This is a genomic window from Paenibacillus canaveralius (assembly GCF_047238265.1).
In the GTDB taxonomy this organism is placed as follows: domain Bacteria; phylum Bacillota; class Bacilli; order Paenibacillales; family NBRC-103111; genus Paenibacillus_F.
Genome location: NZ_JBDFMM010000001.1, coordinates 321,182 through 344,528, shown reverse-complemented (window position 1 = coordinate 344,528; position 23,347 = coordinate 321,182). Strand labels below are relative to the sequence as shown.

Below are 23,347 nucleotides of genomic sequence, written 5' to 3'. Positions count from 1 at the left end.
CGCCTTCCGGGTATTCTTCTTCCGTTTCTAAGCTTTACTGCGGATTTCTTCGAGAATCTGCCCGCAAATCTCCTCGACCGATTTCGGTCCCAGATCCCCTTCACCGCGTTTGCGGACCGCCGCCGTGCCCGTATTTTTTTCGTTCTCGCCGAGAACAAACATGTACGGCACTTTTTCCAGCTGCGCTTCACGGATCTTGTAGCCCAGCTTCTCGCCCCTCAGGTCGATCTCCGTCCGGATGCCCGCTTCGTCCAGCGATTTTTTCACAAGCATGGCGTAATCGGCATAAGGGTCGGATACCGGCAGCAGCTTCACCTGCACCGGCGCCAGCCAGAGCGGGAAAGCACCGCTGAAATGCTCGGTGATGATCCCGATGAACCGGTCGACCGAACCGTACACGGCCCGGTGGATAACGACCGGCCGGTGCTTCAGGCTGTCCTCGCCGATATAGATGAGATCGAATTTCTCCGGCATTTGAAAATCGAGCTGGATCGTGCCGCACTGCCAGCTCCGCTTGAGCGCATCGAGGATATGGAAGTCGATTTTCGGCCCGTAGAACGCGCCGTCGCCTTCGTTGATCCGGTATTCGATGCCTCGGTTATCGAGCACGCTTTTCAGGGAGCCCTCCGCCTGGTCCCACAGCTCCTGAGAGCCCATGGAGTCCTCGGGACGCGTAGACAGCTCGATCTTGTACTCGAACCCGAAGACGCCGTAAATATGATCGATGAGCTCGATCACCCGGCCGATTTCTTCTTCGATCTGGTCGGGGCGGACGAACAGATGCGCATCGTCCTGGCAGAATGTGCGCACGCGCATCATTCCGTTCAGCGCTCCGGACATCTCGTGCCGGTGCACCTGCCCGTACTCGGCAAGACGGATCGGAAGCTCCCGGTACGAGTGCAGGCTGTTTTTATAGATCAGCATATGGCCCGGGCAGTTCATGGGCTTCAATGCGAAACTCGTATCGTCCACATCGGTAAAATACATGTTGTCTTTGTAATGGTCCCAGTGTCCCGACTGCTCCCAGAGACGTCTGTTCATCATGAACGGCGTGCGCACTTCGTCGTATTCCCGCTGCCGCTGCAGTTCCCGGGCGAAGCTTTCCAGCTCCGTGCGGATCGTCATCCCTTTGGGCAGGTAGAACGGCATGCCGGGGGCCTCTTCAGAGAACATGAACAGGCCGAGTTCCTTGCCCAGCTTGCGGTGATCGCGCTTCTTGGCTTCCTCCAGCAGATGCAGATGCTCGTCAAGCTGCGCTTTTTTCGGGAACGACGTACCGTAGATGCGCTGGAGCATCTTGTTGGCGGAGTCGCCGCGCCAGTAAGCGCCCGCCACGTTCAGCAGCTTGAACGCCTTGATCCGCCCCGTCGAAGGCAGATGAGGTCCCCTGCACAGGTCGACAAACTCCCCCTGTTCGTAGACCGAAATTTCCGCCTCTTCCGGCAGGTCGCGGATCAGCTCCAGCTTCAAGGGATCCTCCATTTCGCCGAAGATACGAAGGGCTTCCTCCCGGCTTACGACCCGGCGGACGATCGGCAGGTTCTCGCCCGCGATCTTCTCCATTTCCTTCTCGATGGCGGCCAGATCTTCGGTCGACAACGGTTTTTCGAGATCCAGATCGTAGTAAAACCCGTCTTCGATTACCGGTCCGATGCCGAGCTTCACGGCCTTGCTTCCGTAAATCCGCTTGATGGCCTGGGCCATCAGGTGCGCTGTGCTGTGCCGGTAAATGTCCAGCCCGCCGTCGCTATCCGGCGTAATAATCTCCAAAGCGCCGTCCCGATCGATAATCGTGTTCAGATCGACCGGTTTGCCGTCCAGTTTGCCGGCGAACGCGCTTTTTCGTAGCCCCGGACTGATAGACTGGGCCACCTCTTCGACTGTCGTTCCTCTGGAGTACTCCCGGACCGATCCGTCTGGCAATTTCACTTGAATGTTCATCGCTTATCCCTCCACGAGTGTTTTGTTGAACGCAAAAAAACGCAGCTCATCCACAAAGGGACGAGTGCGTTCAGCTCGTGGTTCCACCCTCATTTGATCTGCGGTAAAGCGCGCAGAATCCTCATTTGGCATCCTGTAACGGAGATGATCCGGTGTCATCTACTGCCGCCGGTTTCATTGCGGGTTCGATGCCACGGCTGCAAAGGGGTAATTCCGCATCCGTCGGCAGGAGAAGCTTTCAGCTGGCGCTTCTCTCTCTGGGCAGCCCGTGAAGGGGATCTTGTCTTTGGTCAATGCCTTATGGGTAGCAATTATAGATTCGCCCCTGAAAGATGTCAAGCCGCGAATTTCTAATTTTTCCCGCTACAAATCACTTCGTGCCGCCTGCGGTACTGACTTCAACCGGCTCCGAATTATTTCTTCCCCCCACCGCTTTAACGACAAACTCGTAGGTTTGTGAAGAGTCGATGCCGCTCAGCGTATAGCTGTAGGCGGTTTGCCCGCTGACGGCCGGGACATAGGCACTCCAGAGAATGCCCGCTCTGCCGTTTTTCTCGTAGATGCGGTAGCCTCTGACAGGCTCGGAAGTGCTGGAAGGGGATTTCCAGGAAATAACCGCCTTGTTAGACTGCTTGACGGCGCCGGCATTCTCCACTTTGCCGGGTTTGCCGTCCGTCCGCTTGATGCTGTAGGACTCATAGACAGCGACGGGTTTGTCTTTTACGGCCGTGTAGGACGTGAATTTAAGAACGTCGCCGGTAATCGATACATCCACGAACATCTTCTTGTTCGGCTGCTCGTTCTTGGCGGCGAAGAACGTATCCGCGTCCGGATTGCGGTCGTAGAACTTCGAAGCGGCGGAGTTGCCCATCAGGTATACGGTACCTTTCGGGTTCACCACGTTGCCCTGTTCGTCGATAATGACGTTTTTGATGGGAACGTTATTCAGCATCTGGTAGGATCTCATGTACATATGGTCATGGCCTTCGAAAACCATGTCCACGCCCAGTTCGTCGAATACCGGAATGAGATACTTTCGGTAAAATTTAACCCGGTCGTCTTCCGCCGTGGCGTTGTCACCCGAGGAATAAGGGCCTTTGTGCATGGAAACAAATTTCCATTTCTTGTCTGACTTGGCCACCTGGTTCCTCATCCATTCCAGCTGCTTCGTAAATTGGGGATCGGCTTTATATGGAGAGACATCGCCCTCGTACTGGGAATTGATCTGCATAAAGAGAGCATCGCCGTATTCAAACGCATACACGGATCCGTCATGAGCGCCCGTCCCGACATCTTTAGGCAAATTGAAGTGGTTGTAGAAATTGTTGTTGGGGTAGTCTTCCACCTCATGATTGCCGATAATCGGGGCGAACGGCACGTTGGCGAATTCCTTTTTCGGAACGCCCAGGAACCACTGCCACAGCTGCTCCAGATCGCCGTCATCCGTCAAATCCCCCGTCAGCAGGACGAATTTGGGATCTACGGTTTTTTCAATGGCTCTCTTGAACGTGTCCTGCCAAAGCTCGAAGTTGGATTTGCTGGAGCCCTGGGTGTCGGTTACGTAGAGGAAATGAAAATCCTGGTTGTCGGCCCGGTCCGTCGTAAAAGAACCGGTTTCGCTCCAGCCGTCCGAATCCCCGTTGCCGACCCTGTACACGTACTTCGTACCTGGTTTAAGCCCGTTAGCAGTCGCTTTGTGGCTGGCGAATTTCTTGTATTTCTTCGAGCTTCTGTCGCTCGCGGTCATTAACGTGTCGATGACGGTGGCGCTGCCTGTATAGCTCTGCGCCAAATCAGCCGGGAATGTGCCTTCCGGTGCTTTGGAAGCCTCGACCACCTGGACAACGGTGCCCTTCACCGTCTCGGCCGTATACCAGTCGAACGAAATGCTCGTTTTCGGATCGCCATTGAACGTCATGTTCAGCAACGAAGGCGCTTTATTGCCGGTGTCCGGCAGTCTTGTGGTGAAGCTCCACGTAATGTCGGCGGACGGGTTTACGCCGTCCTGGGCGCCTTTTACGAGTCCCTTGGGCACGGTAACCTTGTAGGTTTTTCCGGCGGCCAAATCGGGATGGCTGATTTTGAGAGTGCTGCCGCTTACCGTCGACGAGACACCGGAAAGCGAAGCGCCGCCGTTGTCCGTGATCGCCGCTTTATACGCGTTATCCTGCACCACGGCTTTGTTGAAGGTCACGCTGATTTCAGTGTTTACAGCCGCATCTGCCGCTCCGGGAGCGGGAATTCTGCTTACGGCCGTCGTGGGATTTTCCCCCGGTTCGCCGCTTCCGCGCTCGCCGGTTATGAGTACATCCTTGATCCGGCTGGAACCGGAGCTGGATACCGTACCGCCGCTTGCACTGACGGTCGAGTTTACGACCCAGCGGATGTACAGGACACCCTGATCGTTGGCCGCCTGCGGGAGAGGAAGTTCACTCAATTTGCAGGTATTGTTCGGACAATTGAAATTATTTTGGGCGAGAACCAGCTTTCCGTTCGGAACGTCCGTCCACGTCTGCTGATCGGTGCTGAATTGAACTTTGAAGTCACGAGGACCCGTGCTTGAGGAAGTCTGCTGCGAAGACAAGGTGATATTTTCGTATCCTTGTGTGGAAAGCGCCGCCTGCCAATACTTCTTGCCGCTGCCGTCGTGCCAGCCCTGGTTGCGGACGCTGTTTTCACCCGGTTCGTATGTGTACTGGTCGGTATTGGTGCCTATGTCGCGGATGGAAGAAGCCGATTGGAACACACCGCCCGTGGCGGGGAACACACCGTTGGTGCCCTTGTCTTTGAAAATCCACTGCGCCAGCGTTTCTTTAACCGCCGCCGCTTCCGTCCGTGCGCCGCTGTCCGCTACCGCCGTCCCGCTTGCCGCAACGGCTCCGGCCAAGTCCAGCGCCAGCAGCAGGAACACGACGAACAGGCTGATGGAACGCTTCATTCTTTTTCCCGGAAAAACTCGATCCTTCCGCATTTCGCTTCCTCTCCTCATGTGATTAGATTGGTAAAGCGGTGCTTCCGCAAAATTAAAGCGCTTTAATTTTGCCTCATTTATTTTAGCATGCGTTCCAAATTTTTGTAAATTCTCAAAGATAAGCGAGTATACAAACACAAGCACTCCGGCAAGCGCTTCCTTACAGGCAGCACAAAAAAGCACGGTCCTCACGGACTCGTGCTTTTGCCTTCCACGCTTCGTCTGACGGTCTTTTCAGCCTTTTAAAATACTGTCGGAACTGTACGTATCCGAGTATTTGGTCTCGCCTTCCTTCAGCCAAACATCCGCAAATTCATCCGGATTCTGCTTAAATTGCTCCAATACGTACGAGCAGGCGGGGATAATTTTCCGGCCGTTTTCGCGGGCTTCCGCGACGACACAATCCAGCAGCATCCGCCCCAGGTTGCGTCCCCGGTACTTGGGATCGATAAACGTGTGATTCACGATCCAGGTATCGACGTCGACCATGTGATAGGTCATCTCTCCCACCGTGCCGCCAATGCCCGTCAGGATATAGCTGGTTCCCTGCTTCTGGACCACGATATCCACATATCCCTCTTCACCCGTTTCACGAGGGGCAGAATCCTTTTCTTCCGGCAAGTTCCGGTTCAATTCACTCATTTTATCGCACCTCCTGAAAGAGTAGTCGTTTCTGTCGTTTCTGTCGTTTCGCGCTAAAGATGTAAGCACGCTGTAAAACCTCTTTACCCGCAGAGAAGGGTTGTGAAGCTGATTTTATTGCAGGGCAGCCTGCAGAACCTTCTCTTCCCCGGACCGGAAGCAGAGAAATTTTTGACGAAAAAAGTCAGATAAACGCTCAGGTACCGCGTTCCGTGTCGAATGGAGATAATTTCTACAAATAAGGACAAAAACTGAACAAAAATTGTCGATTACTTTTCTAATTGGATGTGGTACTATAATTTGTAAAAATACTTTATCCAGATAAAGCTTTGAAATGCGCTATTTTTGCAAGCGCTTCGATTATTTTGAAGGTTGTAAGTTAACTCCGTTAATTACCTATAAAATGGTTGTTTAAAAAAATGAACGGCCGGAAATTTTACTTTACCAAGGAGGTGAAATCAGAATATGTATCTTCCAAAATGGAGCGGTTTGTACGTCCATGTCAAATGGTTTACCGAGGATCACGTCTGGAACCCTCAACCTATGGCGAAAGTCATTACACCCGCTTTCCTGCTGTGGCTGGGGGTTACGATCGCCGCTCTTCTCGCCTGCGTCCTCTTCAGCCAATCGCTGGAACGGATCGGACTGGTGCGCCGCGTTCATCAATTTTTAAACGGAATAAAGCGCTACCATTTGCTTATTCTGCGCGTCGGTGTCGGCCTGGGCCTGCTGATGCAGCTTTTTACGGGCACGTATCTCGCGCCGGCTTTCGTGTCGGACCATGTCTGGGTATACGCGGTGCTGATTGCGGCCATCGCGGGACTGCTCCACCGCAGGCTGCTGGTCGTGAGCGGGATCGCGCTGGGCATCCTGTACGGGTACGCCCTCGTTACGTACGGTCTCTTCCACGGGCTTGATTATTTTTTCTACGCCGGCGTGATTTATTATCTGCTCGTCTCCGAGAGCCGCTGGAAGCAATCGGCTACCCCCATTCTCTACCTGTGCACGGGACTGTCGCTTGCCTGGCTTTCCATGGAAAAATTGACCTTGGCCAAGCTGGCCTGTTCGCTTATGCACGAATACGGGCTCCCTACGCTCGGCTTCACGGTTGAAGATTTCGTGCTCATCAGCGCATTTATCGAAATGGGGCTCGCCTGGGCTTTTATTATGGGAATTATGAACCGTTTCACCGCTCTTCTGCTGACCGGCGTTTTTCTCATGACGACCACCTTTTTCGGATTTAAAGAGATCGTGGGTCATACCATTATGCATACCATTCTTATCTTGTTCATTATCGAAGGGAGCGGTGCCGCCAAGACACTCTACCAGTTCCACCGTACCGCCTACATGCGCTGCCTGTTCGTTGCCGTTAACTTCTGCATCGTCGTGTTTGGCTTGATGGGCATTTATATCTGGCTGGGACAATTTAATCCACTTTAATTTACGAAAGAAGGAAACTAACGGACACTTTTCTGTACGCAAAAAGGACGCGGGCTGATCGTCGGAACAGCCCCGTCCTCTTTTATATTTACATGCCCCGGCTCTTTACATAATCGCGGTAACCCCAGAACGCTTCCTCCCGCCCTCCTTCGCCTTCCAGCAAAATCATAACGGCATACGACAACATGTCGAGCCACTCTTCGAGAGTCTCCGTCTGCTCTGCCGAGAGCAGTCCGTTCCGCTGAAGCATACCGCCCGGCACCAGAGCCCAGGCCCGCGCAAGCTGGCAGATCCCCCACAGGCAGGCCATGATCTCCCGGTCCACCTCACCGCGTTCCAGCTCGTCCGCAAGCACTTCGATAATTTCCATAAGTTCATGAAAATTACGCTCGTCCAGCTCGCCGCCGAATGGCCGGAGCATGCCCAGAAATCCGCTGCGCATCTTTTCCGACTCTATATCCTCATGAGCGAAAGCGTGACATTTCAGCAGCTCTTTCGCTTCTTCTTTGGTCATTGCGGAAATCCGCTCCCTTCCCGGTGAAAGACAGAACGGCTGTATCGCCGTGCGCCTTCCGTTCATCGTACGCTGCCAGGAAGCGTCCTGTTACCGGCCCCGGTTGGCACGCAGACCGAGGCTCTCCAGCTCCGCCAGGGCATCTGTCGCGCTCCGCTGCGGGTTTAGCTCCTTTATAAGCTCTTCCGTGACAGCCGCACCCGCGAATAGCCCGCGTATCGCTTCAAGATCAACCGGTTTCTCGTAGTAGGATACGGCCCACTCCGCATGTTCTTCCGGTGTATTCTCCAGATAGCCGAGCAGAAAATCGGCCCCGTCGTCCTGTCCTTCGGCCTCTTGAAGATCTCCGGTCTTCCACGCCGAATCCCCGGACTGCCGCCAGACGCAGAACGTGACGTCCTCCCGTTCGAACAGGTCGTTGTCCAGATAGGCGAGCAGACCGGCCGGTGCCGTCTCATACATGCCCGGCCATACTCCATACTCGTCCCGGGCGTGCGGGCTGAGCGGCGACATGTGGTCGAAGCCTTTGATAATGACTCCCTCGGCCGCAAAAACCACATACACATCATCGCCCGCCCCGTTCTCGACGATCCCCAGTGCGGCGTCTGCCTTCCACGCCGGTATGTACCGGTACACTCTCAGCCACTCTTCTTCGCTCATGATTACATCCAATGCCGCCATATGGAGCAGCTGTCTCTTCAGTTCGGCCGGCTCTGCCAGCGGACGTTCCCAGTTTTTCATTGTTTTCTCCTCCTGTCGGCAAGATTTGTCGGGTTCTTCGCGGGAGCTTTATCTATCCCGGTGCTATTTTTCGTTCCGTAAGGATCGTCTTTATCGTATAAAAATTTTCCTGCCTGTACAAGCCGGCAGAGGATGCTGCTGATTCCAGCCCCCTTGTTCCCTTTAACGCCGCGCTCCAAACATTTAACGCTTGACGGAGGTTAGTCGGCAGCAGTCTGCTGTCCCGCCGGTTCCGCCTGAGAGCGGGAAACGCCTCTTTTTATCAGAATCAGAACAAATGCGAGTCCCGCAAACAAGATTCCGCTCCAGACAAGCTGATGAACGCCCAGCCGGGAAATAAACCAGCCGCCGGCCGCGCTTCCTATCGTAATCCCCAGATTCGAAAACGATACGAAAAGACTGTTCCCGAACTCGGGAGCTTCCCCCGATTCATCCATCAGCCATGTTTGACTGATAATGAGGCCCCCTGAGTGTACAATTCCCCACAAGACAATCATTCCGAGCATCGGTATCAAGTACAGCCCCATCCAATAGTTCAGCAAATAAAGGACGATATACAGGAGCGGAAACAGCATAACCGTCTTGGTTACACTCTTCTGGAGCATCACGCCGAACATAAAATTACCCGCGATCATCACGAGACCGAACACCATCAGCATCGCGCTGATTAACGAGCCGGACATCCGGGTCACTTGGCCCAAATATTCGGCAAAATAGCTGTATACCGAGAACATCGCCGCAAACAGGCACATAACGGCACCAATATTGAGCCACAAGCCCGGTTTCCGTAAAATGCCGAGCTGCTTGCCGTAAGACATTCTTTCTCCGACCGGCATGGACGGCAGCCAGAAAAGAATGCCCAGAAAGGCGGCCGCGTTCACAAGCGCCCCGAACAGAAACGCCGTTTCCAGCGAAAATTGTTCCGCCAGATAGGAAGTGAGGGGCACGCCGAAAGCGAACCCGACCGTAATGCCGGCAAACACTTTCGTCACCGCCGCGCCGCTCTTCTCGGGGGGAACGAGCTTGGCTGCCGTCACCAGCGCCACCGAGAAAAATACCGGGTGGAAAAATGCCGGGAGGATGCGGAACAACATCATCACCCCGTAGCTGTCCGTGAGCATGTAAACGACATTGGAAATCGTGAAGACAAGTACGGAAAGCAGCAAGATCCGTTTGCGGTTTACTCCTGAAGCAAGCAGCGTCAGAAACGGACCCGACACAGCCACCACAAGAGCAAATAAGCTGACCAGCAGGCCGGATTGGGAAGCCGTCACCCCGAATTTTTCCGTAATCCGGGGCAGCACTCCGACCACACCTATCTCTGTTGTAATAATGCCGAAAACGCCCAAGGCGAGAATCATAATGAGCAGCGGGTTTCTTTGTTTCATGCAGCAAGCACTCCTGTCTGACACGTATTTTGTATCTATGTGGAATGAGAAAATCGAGGGACTGTCGTTCGTATTGGAACTAAGTGGCTCTAACGCAGGCTGATCAGCCTAAGCCAGTCCTACATGCGGTTAGTCCAGACAAAGCGGAATGTCCGCTCTTTACCGTTAGAGCAGTCCCCTTGAAATTATTCTCATGAAATGAATCGTCATTTAATCTATTTATCTAAATATATAGATTTATTGAGCCAAAAAAAATGCCCTCCTCTCCTACAATTCATTCCGGATATAATCAGCAAACTCCCGGATTGTTTTTTCATTGCGTCTGTAGAACGTCCACTTGCCCACCCGTTCCGATTCGACTAAACCGGCCTTCTGCATGGTGGCTAAATAGCTGGAAATCACCGACTGCGCAAGCCCCGACTTCCCCTGGATATCCGCTACGCAAACGCCGGTTTTGATTTCAATGCCATGCTGGAGGTACGGTGCCGGATCGAAATGTTCGGCAGGATCTTTCAGCCAGTCGAGAATTTGCCGCCTTGTTTCGTTCGCCAATGCTTTATAGATCAATAAAGGTTCCATGCTCCTATTATATCTAGATTTATAGATTTGTAAACCCGGCATTCCGTCAATCGCCCGCCATCCTTTATGGCTAAAATACGTTGTTCGCTTGCAGTAACTCGCCCGGTGAACCTTCATCCTCTCCCACACCCTTGGCACCAAACACCTGCTGATTTCACCATCACGGCGGGCTATACTTAGAAAAAGCCGGCTTCTAAAATTATCGAACACCATGAAAACATTTGGAGCGGCAGGTTTGCTTCGCTCAGCCTATGGAGAGCATTGCTTTTTAACCTCTGCAAAAAGCAAAAAACCGCCGGCAGATCAGCTTCCAAGCCGGTCCGCTTTGGCGGTTTTATTTATTCGCCTGTGGCGGCAAAACGTCGAATGCGCTCCCCGATTTCATCGCGCACCCGCCCGAAAACAGCCCGCTTCTCCGCCTCCGTGCCCTGCGCTTTGGCAGGATCGTCGAAGCCCCAGTGCTCGCGCCGGAGATGCGGGGGCGTCACGGGACAGCGGTCGGCGGCATTTCCGCACAGGGTGACGACAAGATCGGCCCGGTCAAGCAGCGACGGATCGATTTTGTCCGACGTCTGGCCCGAAATGTCTACGCCCGCTTCCTTCATCGCTTCCACTGCGCCCGGATTAAGCCCGTGTGCCTCAATGCCCGCGCTGTGAACGTTCCAGTCCGCGCCAAGCAGCTTCTTGGCCCAGCCCTCCGCCATCTGACTCCGGCAGGAATTTCCCGTGCATAAGAAATAGATCGTTTTCTTTGGCATGCTCGTGCCTCCCTTATCTTTTATTCCCTGACGCTCCCGCCTGCTTTTACGCTACTATCCTTAGCCAGAAGTACAGCCCCAGCAGTGTAATAAACAGGGTAGGAACGGTAAGAAGAATACCCGTTTTAAAATAAGTGCCCCAAGAGATTTTCACCCCTTTGGAATTCAGGACATGAAGCCAGAGCAGCGTGGCCAGCGAACCGATCGGGGTAATTTTGGGCCCCAGATCAGAGCCGATCACATTCGCGTAGATCAACGCTTCTTTCGTGATACCTGCCGCACGGGTGGCGTCAATAGCGAGAGCGTCAATCATAACGGTAGGCAGATTGTTCATGAGCGATGAAATCAGCGCGGCAAGAAAGCCCATCCCCATCGTCGCCGCGAACACCCCCCGGTCGGCCGCAGCCTGAATAACACCGGCCAGCAGATCGGTTAAGCCCGCATTGCGCAGCCCGTATACAACAACGTACATCCCGATGGAGAAAAAAACGATCGCCCACGGGGCGCCTTTTACCACTTCCCGTACCGGAACCGCCGCGCTTCTGCGGGCCATCAGCAGGAAGAAGACGGCAATAACTCCGGCAATGACCGACACCGGTATGCTCAGAAACTCGCTGACGAAATACCCGGCCAGCAGAACTCCAAGCACCACCCACGACAGGCGGAACATCGCTGGATCTTTAAGCGCGTCCGCCGGTTTTCTCACCTGCTGCGCATCAAAATGCCGGGGAATGCTTTTCCGGAATAAAAGATACAGCACCAGAATGCTGGCAGCCAGCGAAAATAAATTCGGCACCATCATTCTCCCGGCATATTCCATGAAACTGATTCCGAAATAGTCTGCCGAAACGATATTCACCAGATTGCTGACGACCAGCGGAAGCGACGTCGTGTCCGCGATAAATCCGCCCGCAATAATGAACGGGAACACCTTCTTCTCGTCGAAGCGCAGCGCCCTCACCATCGCCAGCACAATCGGAGTCAGAATCAACGCGGCTCCGTCATTGGCAAAGAAAGCCGAGACAAAGGCTCCCAGCACCGACACGTAAACAAACATGCGAAGCCCGCTCCCCTTAGCCGCTTTTGCCATATGAAGAGCCGCCCACTCAAAAAAGCCGATCCGGTCCAAAATCAGCGAGATCAGGATAATGGCCACGAATGTCAGGGTGGCGTTCCAGACGATGTCCGTAACATCCCAAACATCCTGAAGAGTGACCACCCCCGCAAGAAGGGCCGCAGCCGCTCCGCCGCACGCCGACCAGCCGATAGACAAGTTTCGGGGCTGCCAAATAATCAGCGTCAATGTAATGATAAAAATAAGACCCGCCCAAACTACCGTACTCACTGCTCCAACCTCCAATTTATCGCTGCGATCATTGCTGAAATTTATTTTTTGTTATAAAACGCTGTAATCCGGGATATTTTAAAACAATAAGAAACCGACATTATTATATAACCATATGTTTATATATACAACCTCCATTTCTGCACTCATAATATATTTGCATTTTGCAATTATATGCTGTATAAATGATGCAGGAGGTGATAGCTATGCAGGATGAACGCGAGCTTTTCCAAGTGATGACCCGGCGTTTCGGGCTGCTTAACAAGAACTGCTGTACAGTGGGCGGATGCGATATATCTCTTGTCCAAAGTCACATTCTTTATGAAATCGACCGCCTGCACAAGCCTTCCATGCAGCAGATAGCGGAGACGCTCGGAACCGATATTACAACCTTCAGCCGGCAGGTGCAGTCTCTGATCAAAATGAAGCTTATTCAAAAAACGCCCGATCCTGTCGACCGGCGTATTCACACGCTTTCTTTGACCACGGAAGGAAAATTCGTCGCGACCGCGATCGATACTCAGATGAAAGATTATCTCGAAGAAGTTTTTTCTTATATGAGTGATTTCGAAAAGGAAACGCTGATCCGTTCCATAAAGCTGTTCAACGACGCGATGGGGAAATCCAGCCGCTGCTGTGCCCCGGTTTCGGGGTAAGCTTTTCCGATTAATATTTGCATTTTGCAAGTATATTAGCGACCTATTTATAGTTTAAGGAGTGATTATCATGACAAAAGCAAACCGCGACCACGATCTGATTCGTCACAATGTACGCAGCAAATACAAAGAAGTAGCCATCAAATCCATCCCGTTGACGACCTGCTGCTCTACGGGAACGCCGTCCGCAGAAAGCCAGGCAGAAAACCAGACGGAAAGCTGCTGCGGTACCCCCGCCGATTTCGATGCCATTTCGGCTAAGCTGGGCTATTCCGGCGAGGAGTCTGAGTGCCGTGCCCGAAGGTGCCAATCTGGGCCTCGGATGCGGAAATCCCCAAGCCATAGCGGCACTGAAACCCGGCGAAACCGTGCTGGATTTGGGCAGCGGCGGGGAATTCGACTGCTTCCTGGCTTCCCGGCAGGTAGGTGCGGCAGGCCGTGTCATCGGAGTCGACATGACTCCCGAGATGGTTACCCGCGCGCGCCGCAACGCGGAGAAGGGCAATTTCTCCAACACCAGCTTCCGGCTCGGAGAAATTGAACATCTGCCCGTCGGCGACAGCGCAGTCGATGTGATTATCTCCAACTGTGTCATCAACCTCTCGCCGGATAAACAGCAGGTGTTCCGCGAAGCTTTCCGCGTCCTTAAGCCTGGAGGCAGACTCGCCGTTTCCGATATCGTTACCACCGCCGAGCTTCCGGAGGAGATCAGGAACGACATAAACGATCTTCACTCCGGCTGTATTTCCGGCGCTTCTTCTATTGAGGATGTGGAGCGTCTGCTGCAAAACAGCGGCTTTACCGGCATTTCTATCGAACCGAAAGACCAGTCCAAAGCATTTATTAAAGACTGGGTTCCCGGGGCTGCGATAGACCGGTACATTGTCTCGGCGGTTATCCAGGCCGTCAAGCCTTCAGGCGCTAATGACTGACAAAAGAGTGCTCCAGCATCTGTTCATACCGCGGATGCCGCCAAACCCTCACTCGTTCCCCGCAACCCGATGGCATCGTATTCAAGTGCCCCTGCTGCGCTCGGGAACTCTGTAATCCGGTATTGGCCTCCGCGGACTGACTGACTACCACCGGATCTGCCGGATCAGATCGAGAACCTTCTGCCGGGCCGCGGCCTCCATCGGCCACTCCCTGATCTCTCCGGCAACCCGCTCCAGGCTCGTATACCCTTTGGCCAGTCCGTTCAGCCGCGCCGCCAAAGTCGAACTCACCAGCTCGCGGTGAGAAGGGTACAACGTGCCGAGCTTGTCGAGGGCATCGGGGAATCTTTTCAGATAATATTTCTGATGCCGCTCTTCAGCCGGATAAAAAACCGAGTAAAGGGCCACTTCCGTCTCTGTCTCCGCCCTCGAACTTCCCTGCTTTTTACGCCTGGAGATTACCGTCTGTACGGCCTCCCGCTGCTCTGCGTTATGATATAAAATCAGGGACAAATACTGCCGCCCTTTGTATCCGTTAATATTCATTGGGTTATGATGGTCCCAGAACACGTCCAGAATATCCTCAAACGTAATCACCGCAGGATCAAAATCCAGCTCTACCGTCTCCGTATGGTCTCCCATATCACGGTATGTGGGCCTTTCCGCAGTTCCGCCCGCATAACCCGTCTTGGTGCGGATAACACCCGGCAGATGGCCGAACAAGGCGTCCGGACTCCAGAAACAGCCCATGCCGAGAGTGGCCGCTTGTATTTTTTTCTCCGGCAAAATAAGCTCTGTAGGTTCGGTTCCCGCACGGTCGTTCATACCAAACGCCCTCCCTTCTAAGCGATACCCTTCCAGTCTATTGTTACCCTTAAACAGGCCCATCAACAAAAAAACACCTTATCCAGGTGTTTTATCTCTTCAGCAGTTCGTCTATTTCCTTTTTCAATAAAAGGTACCTGTGAACGCTTCTCATAATCGGCACCTTGGTCAGTGCATTTTATCTACGAAGGTTTTCATCTGATCTTTGGACAGACCCAGTAAATTTCCGGCTTCCGTAACCGTCAACACAACTTCGTTACTCGTCGCATTAAACGTCTTTTTCACCTTTTGATTCCAATCCTGGAATGCTTGCATAAGACGGCAACCTTCCTAATCTTAGCCAGTACATTTCTTGACCGATTCTTTAAGTATACCACAAGAGGGGAGGTTTAACCTAAGCTCATCGGAATTTGGAAGAGTCACCTCAGTCAGGCACCGGTTGTGACAGGAGCCCATAGAATATCAAGGTCAAATACAAATACCTACACCATGAAATAGGAGGCGGCTCATATGAGTTTTCACGGAGGGTTTGGACCCGGTGGTTTTGGGCATGGAGGGTTTGGAGCCGGAGGATTCGGGCATGGAGGGTTTGGAAGTCCTTTCGGATTTGGAGGCTTTGGAACCCCCTTCTTTAATCCTTTCTTTACTCCCTTTTTTAATCCTTTTTTCACTCCCTTCTTTAACCCTTTCTTTTTTCGAGAAAATAATCAAGGAACAACTGCTCCATATTTCCCCGGGCAATCCACCCTATCTTACACAGGAGCTTCTCACTACACATACCCCGTGCAGCAAACGGCACCTCAATTTTACAGCAATCAGCTATGATCGGTTTGAAGAGATAACACAAAAGGAGCTGCCGCCGCAGCTCCTCTACTTATTTAACCGGCCAATTTCAAGCCGCCGACGGAAAATATAATACCCAGAATACAGCCGATCCGCATCCAGCCTCTCGGTTCCTTGAAAAATAGCATTCCCACAACAGCCGCCCCAACCGTCCCGATCCCTGTCCATACCGCGTAAGCCGTCGCCAAAGGGATCGTTTCCATTGCCCGGATAAGCAGCTGGAAGCTGACGATAAATCCCCCGATAAGAATAATATTGTTCGTGATATTGTTTTTTTGGGCGACCCGTTTGATTCCGATCACCCCGATCACTTCCAGCAGTCCCGCCGAGATAAGCAGCAGCCAATCCATCACGTTTCACTTCCTTTACCCGACAATTTCAAACCGACGATAAAAGCCAGCAGCAGCAGAATGAAAACAATCCGTAACAGGCTGACGTCACCCCCGGACATAATGATTTCCACAATCGTAGTCCCCAGCGTTCCCATTCCCGCAAACACGGCATATACCGTCCCTACCGGTAAAACCTTGGTCGCTTTAATGATTAGCTCGAAGCTCGTCAGCAAGGCGATAAGAACGGCAATGCCAGGAACAGTCTCGTATTTGAAGCCGCTCGCCCACACAATCTCAAGCACACCCCCCAGGATCACATAGAGCCAGGCCCTTCCTTCACTCATCCGTACTTCCGATTTGGCTTCTGATTTGACTTCCATTTACGCCCCCGCCTCCTCCAAATGTTCTAAGTACCAGTCGACAATCCGGTCGATATACTCCATCACGTCGGCGTCCATGCCGTACACCTTCGCTTCTTCGCCCTTATCGGGACGGATTAAGGTCCAGTATTTCTCGATAAGTTCCTCATCCCGCTGAAACCAATCCATCGAAATTTCTACGATCCGAGCCGCAAGCTCTTGAGAAACGGCCGAAGACGGAGGCTCATGCAGATGCTCCTTGACCTCCCGGATCAATTTCGCCCACGCCATATTCCGCGGATCGTCTGCGCTGAGGTCCGGCAAATTTTTAATGATCGAGATCTCCTTTTCCGTAAAATTTTGAGCCAGGAACGTTTCCCTGCTCTCGGCTGGCGTATTCAAAGACCGGATGAAAAGAAAAATGTCCTCCGATTCGACATCCCCCTTCATCTCGAACGCGTGCCGTGTAATTTGGAGAAGCTTCTCCATCTCGTCCAGCCGTCTTCTCTCCTCCGCTATGGCAGCCAGTTCAAAATCCAGATAAGCCCTCCAGTCGATCTCGCCGGATTCCTTCCCGGAAGAGAGCATCTTTTTGATCGCGTTCAGCGTAAACCCCAATTCCTTCAACGCCGCTATATGCCGGAGCAGCTTAACCTCTCTCCCGGAATAATACCGGTAGCCCGAATCCGCCACCTTGGCAGGCTTCAGCAGCCCGATCTCGTCGTAATATCTTAGTGTTCTTATGGATATGTTCGTCTTCTTGGCCAATTGCCCGATACTGTACAAATGGACTCTCCTCCTTGCATCCATAATTATACAGTCTCCAGTATAGGAGAGAGTCAAGGGGGTGTTAAAAAATAGGAAACGCAAATAGGCCAAATGATCAGCCGGATTAAACGTTTTAACCTAAAAAAGAGCAGAAGCGAAGGTCCGTCCTTCTTTCTGCTCTTTTAATATATAATCAGAAACATTTGTCCGAAATTGATCGCCCTCTATTCAATCACCGAACCAACGTCCCCCCGCACCCTGCATGACTAAACCGCACTCCCGCTTTCACCGAAATTCAATCGGTCCAATCGATCGATTAGCTGCCGCAGGCTCGCCTGATCTTGGCCATAAGACCTGACATCTTCTCCAAGCCGTTGATCGGCTTGTTCTCTTGTGAGCGTAAAACTATACGCCGAGTCATCGCCACGTCCCGTGTTGTCAGCAATGGAATACGTTATCCGGTCGACGTTATCAATCAGGCTCAACAGCAGGACGGCATTGCGGTAAAACGCTTCACCGCTCATCGCCCCGTTTTCCACTACATCCGTATCGTCGTTCATTTCATAATAGACGGTCAGTCCGTAAGGCTGAGCCTTCGTTTGAAGTTCAATTCCTTTGCCTTCCAAACCGCCCGGCTTGGGCATCCCCCCGAGTAGCCCGCCTACCTTTATGTTGTTGCCTACATAGAGCGTTTTGTTCCCCATAAGCATATCCATATCATATCCGGAATAGAGCGATTGCGGGGATATCCGGGACGATTGTGACAAAGGCTTGGGATTAGTTGAACATCCTAGTACAAGCGCCGCAATAATAAGCACGGAAACCGCGGCCATCCAGGAAGAGGGCTGACGGTAGGCGAGAATATTTTTAATCCTGGCCTTGATATTCCCCTCTCCGAAGGCAAGCGGACTACCGGTCCGCAGCCCGCTCCCCCTTACCGCAAGCGAAAGCAGGGTTGTGGAGTAGCTTCCTTTAATCCGGTCGCCCATCTTCTGCACTACACTCTCGTCACAGGACATTTCCATATCCTTGCTCATAAGCGCATAAGACAGCCACATAATAGGATTAAACCAATGGACAGTAAGCATAACGAACGCCAGAGGTTTCAGCCAATAATCCCGTCTTCGGATATGGGTCTCTTCATGCAGTAAAATGTACGGCAGCTCATGCTCGCTAAGACCGGTCGGGATGTATATTCTCGGTTTCAGAAAACCGCAGACAAACGGTGTCGTGATTCGGTCCGTTTCAAAAATATTTCCTTTTACGAGAGTCGCCGTTCGGATTCTGGATCTTAATTTCACGTAAGAAAAAGCACTATAAAAAAGGAGCGCGACGGTGCCCGTTATCCAGATTATACTTCCAATCCATAGAATGACTCCCATGGGATTAACGCTTGACGCCGGCACGGCAACCGGAAGAGCCGAGTTGATAAAATGACTGATTCCGCTTATACCGGCATCCATCGTAGGATTGTTCTGCATTCCCATATCCTGCGGAATAAACTGCAGGTATCCCGTTCCGGCTTTTCCTTGAGGTTGGATCGGCTGCAGCAGGCTGAAGCTTGAAGTAAAGCTGACAGGGATGAGCAGTCTTACGGCTACGGCCGACCAAAGAATGTAGGAGAATATTTTAGGAGCCCGCTTTAAAAACAATCTCGTAATCATAACTGCAAGTGCGACATAGCTGGCTGTAATGCTCATATTAAGGACCGCAATAAACAGGCTCGTCATCGTGTCGCCTCCTCAATAATCCGCTTCAGCTCCTCAGCCTCCTTCTCCGACAATTTCTTTTCACCCAGAAAAGCGGTTAAAAACTGCGGCAGAGATCCGCCGAAGGCTTTATCGACTACCGTTTGGCTTTCGTATTTCTGCGCGTCGGTTTTCTTAACGACAGCGGTCACCGTCGCTTCCTCATTTTTGAGGATTCCCCGCTCGCAAAGCTTTCTTAAAACGGTATACGTCGTGGACTTCTTCCAGCCAAGCTTTGTTTGGCTTAGCTTGACAAGATCGGTGGAATTGACCGGTTCATGATCCCAAACCAGGCATGCGAATTTATATTCGGCATCGAATAACTTGTACGGTTCCATGGGAGCGCCTCCTCTCAGGTTTATTTAGATAAACCTTATTGCGATAAGTCTATTGCAGTAAACCTTCGTTGTCAAGAGTGGAACTGCAATAAAAAGCCCCGGCGTTTGAGCCGGGACTTCTGTATGTACAGAGCTGCTCCCAACCTCTCCTCATAGAGAAAAATCGGTCACACCCTTTTTGTAAGCATACTTCAAGGTGTATGTTTCTCCGTTCTCATAAGGCATGGCAGCAATTTTAATCCGGGTATAATCCAGCCTGTGTTCTTTTAAAACTTTTTTGATCAAGGCAACACCCTGTGTTTCATCGTTCACAACGCAAAATATGTTAAGCGCATACGCAGTCGGGTCGGACACGCATTTTCCCATATCGAACCCATCCACATGGCCAAGCCCGGCATCAGATAAAAACATCTCCAGATACTCCGTCACTTTGTCCTTTAACCAATGGTCCCGCTGGCTTCCTTTTGCGCTTTTGAGGGGAAACTGCACGACCAGCCAACTTTTTTCATTCATCCAAATCACCGCCTGACGCTAATTTATTCCGCCTGTTGAAACGAAGATTCCTCTTTCGAAAATATTTCTATATATTAACAACTAATCTAGTTAATTTTACACTCAAGCTATATCCAATGCCAAGGAGACCACAAATAACCTTAAGCCGACAGCCTATACCCTGCCCTCTTTTTATAAGTTCGAAATACCATAAAATGAGCTCCTTGCCTGCCAAGTGCCGCAAAATAAATCTCACCCGCCCCATAGCGGTTCCAAGCGGGATAACTCTTCGAACGGATCTAGGCCCATCCCAGGATGCGGCATTAGACCGGGTTGACTTCGCTCAACCGCTTAACACTGCCAGATCCAGCCGGCCTATTCGTGCAGGATCGGAGATCAGGTCGACCTCGGCGATTTTCCCTTCATTTACTTTAAATTTAAGCACATAAAGCAGCCTGCCCCGGGGAGCCACTATAATTCCCGCTTGTCCATCCACAAGGGCCGCTTGCGCCGCTTTCTGTGCACGCCCCGAAACTTGTTTCGCCAGGGCGAGCGCTCCCCGCGTTACTCTAGAAGATCCAGTTTGACGATCGTCACGAAGTATAGCGTCCGGATCAAGCATAGCTACGAGATTATCAAAATCGCCCGAGCGAGCCGCAGCCAAAAAGGCTTTAACTACCTCGCGTTGGTAAGCAAAGTCGACCTCCGCCGTTGTTTTCACTCCGCGGATCCGTTGACGCGCCCGGCTCGCAAGCTGCCTTGCTGCGGTCTCTGACTTTCCTACAATGGGCGCAATCTCATTAAAGGGCATCGCGAAGACATCGTGCAGCACGAACGCGATGCGTTCCGCAGGATTCAAATTACCGAGCACGACCAGCAGTGCAATTCCCACGGAATCTGCCATTTCGGCTTCTTGTTCCGGGTCGGCTTTATTCTCTTGGCTCGTGAAAGATTGGAGCAAGTGAGTTTCTAACGAATCTTCGCGCCTGGATTTTCGCGATCGCAGCATATCCAGACATATACGAGAAACCACGGTAGTCAGCCACCCTCCCATGTTCTCAATGCCTCTTCCGTCCTCTCGGCTAAGACGCAGCCAAGCTTCCTGCAAAGCGTCCTGCGCTTCACTCAAGGATCCCAGCATCCGATAAGCCACTGCCTGAAGGTGCTGCCGGTGTGCTTCGAATGTCTTTGCCAACTCATCTTGTCTGTTCATCATTCAAACCCCTCACGCAAAAATAGAGTCCTCTATAGGATTGACGAATGCAAACCGAACAACGTGACAAACTGCCGGACATTTTGCCGGTTTCTTTTTTTATCAAAATCATGTTGTCACATATCCCGAGGGATGATCCGTCAGCTTATTAAAGGGCCGGAACAGGCTCTAATCAAAATCAAAGGAGATCTCTTATGAAATCGAGAATGGAAAGTCCCGTTATGATCGTACCCGACGTATCTCAAGCCTTACAAGCTTTAGGCAAGGCTCTGTTTGCATCCGCGGAGAAGACCGGTATTTCAAGCCGGACACTCTTCCTTTCTTACCTTCTGGCAAGCCAGATCAACGGGGACAGCGTATGTGTCGGGCTTCATTCACGCAATGCCTTAGCGGCGGGTGAAACTGCAGAGCGCCTGTTAGCCGTGTCGGCATGGCGTGAGACGGAGCACTTCAATGACGCCGAGCGTGCCGCCCTTGCGCTTAGTGAATCCGTTACCCGGCTTAGTGATCGGGAAGATCCGGTGCCGGATCAAATTTTTAACGAAGCGGCCCGACATTTTGACGAAGCCGCTTTAGCCACCCTTATCGCCGGAATCGCCACGGCCAACCTTTGGAATCGATTTAACGTCTCTACAAGGCAGATCGCCGCTGTTTCTGCGGGCAAATAAGTTTACCTATTCAATTAATTGTACATCGGTAATGGGGGGGATGACCGGCAGCTCTCTTCCTCCTATACGATTATTTTTCAAAAAAAGAGGAAGCAGGTACTTTCAATATGGCAACCGTATTGTATATAACGGCAAATCCGCAGGATGAAGAAAAAACATATAGCATGTCAGTAGGTAAAGAGTTCATAAGGGCGTATCGAACCGCAAATCCATCCGACGAAGTGATTCATCTTGATCTGTATAGTATGGACATACCGCAGCTTGATAAAGATATTTTTAGCGGTTGGGGAAAGCTGAACGCAGGCAGTGCATTTGAAAAATTGAACGAGGCAGAAAAAAAGAAACTAGGCCGTATCGATGAATTAGTTGACCAATTCGTTGCAGCCGACAAATACGTATTTGTTACGCCGATATGGAACTATTCGTATCCGCCTGTTATGAAGTCCTATATCGACTCCATTTGTATAGCGGGCAAGACTTTTAAATATTTACCCGATATCGGGAGAGTTGGCCTGCTGCATGACAAAAAAGCGCTGCTCATTCAAGCCAGCGGAAGCTTCCTGTCACCGGGCTCGGACGATGCGGACTTAGAAATGGGCCACCGGCACCTGAAAGTCATTATGGAATTTTTGGGGGTTCCCAGTTTTGAGGGGTTATTTGTCGAAGGAATGGCTGCTGCACCCGAGCAAGAACCTGCGATAAAAGAAAAAGCGATTCGGCAGGCGCGTGAGGTTGCATTAAGATTCTGAAGTTCCAGTAATATTCTAAACGGGCAGCCAAGGTGAAGTGCAGATACGATAGCAAAAGAAACAGCGGCGTACTACGACTTTGTTTTTCAAGTCCTGGTACGCCGCAGCTTCATAAGTTCCGATCCAATATATCTTACGCTTCCGACAAAGTACGGATGGTTAGTACAGACATCTATCGAATTTTTATCACGTCTTATAGTACGAATCAAATTTTATATAAGGAGTAGAAATAGACGATAACCAAATATTTACAAAATAAGGAAAACGGCTTAAAATGATAATTAAAATATCATGTTCGGCCCTGAGTTAACATAACGTATACTTAAATACGTTATAATCTTTACCGCACCTACTATCGTTCATGGAACAGAGTCGGTGGGGATTCTTTCTTTTGATGGGGTATCTTATGCAAATTGAAGAACTTGATAGGCTTTTTAAAAAATCCAAATTACCGTTCAGGTATTTATTGGAAGATGCGGAGAAAATACTTCGGGACAAATATAACATAATCGAGATCGACAAAGAAATAGTCGCCGATTTGAAAAAAGATCCCTTTGTTAACTATGACAACATTATAAAGTGTTACGGGATAAATGATAGTGAAATTTTTTCCGCCCTCTTTAATGATAACGAACGGAGTATGCACGCCGAGATGCGGCATTGGTATGCTAATGAGCCCATACCAAATTTAGAGATTACGGAATCTCAATTATTCTGGAGAGATATCCAAGAAGGAAAGTCCCTCCGACTAGTACTGGAGAGTGCAGATAGGGAGTATATTTCGTCGTTTACTTTACAAGGTTTAAGCGAAAAAATGTTAGATGAATTAATCATACTTAAGGGTATTCCACCAGAGAAAGGTTATATAGGGAATCCCGCCTATGAGTTTTATTTAAACGTTTTGCACAGAAATGATTTAATTTAAATTAAAGCCATGTTGCATTGCGTTTCATACAACGACAACCTTAGCGGTAGATTGCAACCCCCTACTCCTCCCCACTACCCTTCCATTCGCGCGGATTGAACCCTCGAGATTCTCCTCCGGACTCCTGCAGAACAGCAAAAAGGCCCTAGCCTCTCGGCTAGGGCCTTTCTGCTGTGTATA

23 protein-coding genes and 2 pseudogenes are annotated in these 23,347 nt (G+C 51.3%); 7 read left to right on the top strand and 18 right to left on the bottom strand.

From position 1 onward, the window contains the following. Positions 1 to 27 precede the first annotated feature (27 nt). The 3 genes from thrS to ABC395_RS01595 all read right to left on the bottom strand — a co-directional run bounded on the left by thrS (position 28) and on the right by ABC395_RS01595 (position 5,554). Positions 28 to 1,941, bottom strand: coding sequence for a threonine--tRNA ligase (gene thrS / locus ABC395_RS01605; RefSeq protein WP_413000297.1), 1,914 nt, complete (start codon positions 1,939 to 1,941; stop codon positions 28 to 30). Positions 1,942 to 2,311: 370 nt separating this feature from the next. Beyond that, positions 2,312 to 4,912 carry a metallophosphoesterase gene (locus ABC395_RS01600; protein ID WP_413000296.1) on the bottom strand — a complete coding sequence of 867 codons (2,601 nt, stop codon included), beginning with the start codon at positions 4,910 to 4,912 and terminating at the stop codon, positions 2,312 to 2,314. A 234-nt stretch (positions 4,913 to 5,146) separates the two neighbouring features. Further along, positions 5,147 to 5,554 carry a GNAT family N-acetyltransferase gene (locus ABC395_RS01595; protein ID WP_413000295.1) on the bottom strand — a complete coding sequence of 136 codons (408 nt, stop codon included), beginning with the start codon at positions 5,552 to 5,554 and terminating at the stop codon, positions 5,147 to 5,149. Positions 5,555 to 6,019: 465 nt separating this feature from the next. Between ABC395_RS01595 and ABC395_RS01590 the strand changes: the two genes are divergently transcribed. Further along, the gene (locus tag ABC395_RS01590) at positions 6,020 to 6,994 is read left to right on the top strand and encodes a hypothetical protein (RefSeq protein ID WP_413000294.1); all 975 of its coding nucleotides are present in this window, start codon (positions 6,020 to 6,022) and stop codon (positions 6,992 to 6,994) included. A gap of 88 nt (positions 6,995 to 7,082) precedes the next feature. Here the strand turns inward: ABC395_RS01590 and ABC395_RS01585 are convergent, their stop codons facing one another. From ABC395_RS01585 to ABC395_RS01560, 6 genes are all read right to left on the bottom strand, one after another. Beyond that, positions 7,083 to 7,508, bottom strand: coding sequence for a hypothetical protein (locus tag ABC395_RS01585; RefSeq protein WP_413000293.1), 426 nt, complete (start codon positions 7,506 to 7,508; stop codon positions 7,083 to 7,085). Between the two features lie 90 nt (positions 7,509 to 7,598). Further along, a complete protein-coding gene (locus ABC395_RS01580; RefSeq protein WP_413000292.1) occupies positions 7,599 to 8,249 on the bottom strand; it encodes a hypothetical protein in 651 nt (216 codons plus the stop codon). Between the two features lie 200 nt (positions 8,250 to 8,449). Next, positions 8,450 to 9,637, bottom strand: a complete 1,188-nt coding sequence (locus ABC395_RS01575) for an MFS transporter (protein ID WP_413000291.1) — start codon at positions 9,635 to 9,637, stop codon at positions 8,450 to 8,452. Positions 9,638 to 9,904: 267 nt separating this feature from the next. Further along, entirely contained in the window at positions 9,905 to 10,216 is a 312-nt protein-coding gene (locus ABC395_RS01570) for an ArsR/SmtB family transcription factor (protein WP_413000290.1), read from the bottom strand. 338 nt (positions 10,217 to 10,554) lie between these two features. Next, complete coding sequence (gene arsC / locus ABC395_RS01565; protein ID WP_413000289.1) at positions 10,555 to 10,974, bottom strand: arsenate reductase (thioredoxin); 420 nt, start codon at positions 10,972 to 10,974, stop codon at positions 10,555 to 10,557. A 46-nt stretch (positions 10,975 to 11,020) separates the two neighbouring features. Next, positions 11,021 to 12,319 (bottom strand): arsenic transporter, encoded by a 1,299-nt coding sequence (locus ABC395_RS01560; RefSeq protein WP_413000288.1) that lies wholly within the window; start codon positions 12,317 to 12,319, stop codon positions 11,021 to 11,023. Between the two features lie 206 nt (positions 12,320 to 12,525). On the opposite strand from ABC395_RS01560, the gene ABC395_RS01555 reads away from it, so the two are divergent. Together ABC395_RS01555 and ABC395_RS01550 are read left to right on the top strand one after the other, a co-directional pair. After that, positions 12,526 to 12,975 (top strand): MarR family winged helix-turn-helix transcriptional regulator, encoded by a 450-nt coding sequence (locus ABC395_RS01555; protein WP_413000287.1) that lies wholly within the window; start codon positions 12,526 to 12,528, stop codon positions 12,973 to 12,975. 70 nt (positions 12,976 to 13,045) lie between these two features. Continuing rightward, positions 13,046 to 13,907: pseudogene (locus ABC395_RS01550) on the top strand (arsenite methyltransferase). 144 nt (positions 13,908 to 14,051) lie between these two features. On the opposite strand, the gene msrA reads toward ABC395_RS01550, so the two are convergent. Both msrA and ABC395_RS01540 read right to left on the bottom strand, forming a co-directional pair. Next, entirely contained in the window at positions 14,052 to 14,732 is a 681-nt protein-coding gene (msrA, locus tag ABC395_RS01545; RefSeq protein ID WP_413000286.1) for a peptide-methionine (S)-S-oxide reductase MsrA, read from the bottom strand. A gap of 91 nt (positions 14,733 to 14,823) precedes the next feature. Then, positions 14,824 to 15,047 (bottom strand): annotated as a pseudogene (locus ABC395_RS01540) (DNA-binding protein). A gap of 195 nt (positions 15,048 to 15,242) precedes the next feature. On the opposite strand from ABC395_RS01540, the gene ABC395_RS01535 reads away from it, so the two are divergent. Next, positions 15,243 to 15,557, top strand: coding sequence for a hypothetical protein (locus ABC395_RS01535; protein WP_413000285.1), 315 nt, complete (start codon positions 15,243 to 15,245; stop codon positions 15,555 to 15,557). 53 nt (positions 15,558 to 15,610) lie between these two features. On the opposite strand, the gene ABC395_RS01530 is transcribed toward ABC395_RS01535, so the two are convergent. From ABC395_RS01530 to ABC395_RS01500, 7 genes are all read right to left on the bottom strand, one after another. Beyond that, on the bottom strand, positions 15,611 to 15,925 hold the full coding sequence (locus ABC395_RS01530) for a DMT family transporter (protein WP_413000284.1): 315 nt from the start codon (positions 15,923 to 15,925) through the stop codon (positions 15,611 to 15,613). Continuing rightward, complete coding sequence (locus tag ABC395_RS01525) at positions 15,925 to 16,287, bottom strand: DMT family transporter (RefSeq protein WP_413000283.1); 363 nt, start codon at positions 16,285 to 16,287, stop codon at positions 15,925 to 15,927. Before ABC395_RS01525 ends, ABC395_RS01530 begins: the two co-directional genes overlap by 1 nt. Beyond that, entirely contained in the window at positions 16,288 to 17,052 is a 765-nt protein-coding gene (locus tag ABC395_RS01520; RefSeq protein WP_413000282.1) for a MerR family transcriptional regulator, read from the bottom strand. It lies immediately after the preceding gene. A 248-nt stretch (positions 17,053 to 17,300) separates the two neighbouring features. Further along, positions 17,301 to 18,764, bottom strand: a complete 1,464-nt coding sequence (locus ABC395_RS01515) for a M56 family metallopeptidase (protein ID WP_413000281.1) — start codon at positions 18,762 to 18,764, stop codon at positions 17,301 to 17,303. Beyond that, on the bottom strand, positions 18,761 to 19,120 hold the full coding sequence (locus tag ABC395_RS01510; RefSeq protein WP_413000280.1) for a BlaI/MecI/CopY family transcriptional regulator: 360 nt from the start codon (positions 19,118 to 19,120) through the stop codon (positions 18,761 to 18,763). The genes ABC395_RS01515 and ABC395_RS01510 overlap by 4 nt, the downstream gene beginning before the upstream one ends. 150 nt (positions 19,121 to 19,270) lie before the next feature. After that, entirely contained in the window at positions 19,271 to 19,633 is a 363-nt protein-coding gene (locus tag ABC395_RS01505; RefSeq protein ID WP_413000279.1) for a hypothetical protein, read from the bottom strand. A 322-nt stretch (positions 19,634 to 19,955) separates the two neighbouring features. After that, positions 19,956 to 20,825 carry a sigma-70 family RNA polymerase sigma factor gene (locus tag ABC395_RS01500; protein ID WP_413006666.1) on the bottom strand — a complete coding sequence of 290 codons (870 nt, stop codon included), beginning with the start codon at positions 20,823 to 20,825 and terminating at the stop codon, positions 19,956 to 19,958. 194 nt (positions 20,826 to 21,019) lie between these two features. Between ABC395_RS01500 and ABC395_RS01495 the strand changes: the two genes are divergently transcribed. The 3 genes from ABC395_RS01495 to ABC395_RS01485 all read left to right on the top strand — a co-directional run bounded on the left by ABC395_RS01495 (position 21,020) and on the right by ABC395_RS01485 (position 23,167). Next, the gene (locus tag ABC395_RS01495) at positions 21,020 to 21,493 is read left to right on the top strand and encodes a carboxymuconolactone decarboxylase family protein (protein ID WP_413000278.1); all 474 of its coding nucleotides are present in this window, start codon (positions 21,020 to 21,022) and stop codon (positions 21,491 to 21,493) included. A gap of 107 nt (positions 21,494 to 21,600) precedes the next feature. Beyond that, on the top strand, positions 21,601 to 22,242 hold the full coding sequence (locus ABC395_RS01490) for an NAD(P)H-dependent oxidoreductase (protein ID WP_413000277.1): 642 nt from the start codon (positions 21,601 to 21,603) through the stop codon (positions 22,240 to 22,242). Between the two features lie 406 nt (positions 22,243 to 22,648). Then, positions 22,649 to 23,167, top strand: a complete 519-nt coding sequence (locus ABC395_RS01485; protein ID WP_413000276.1) for a hypothetical protein — start codon at positions 22,649 to 22,651, stop codon at positions 23,165 to 23,167. Positions 23,168 to 23,347: the final 180 nt, after the last annotated feature.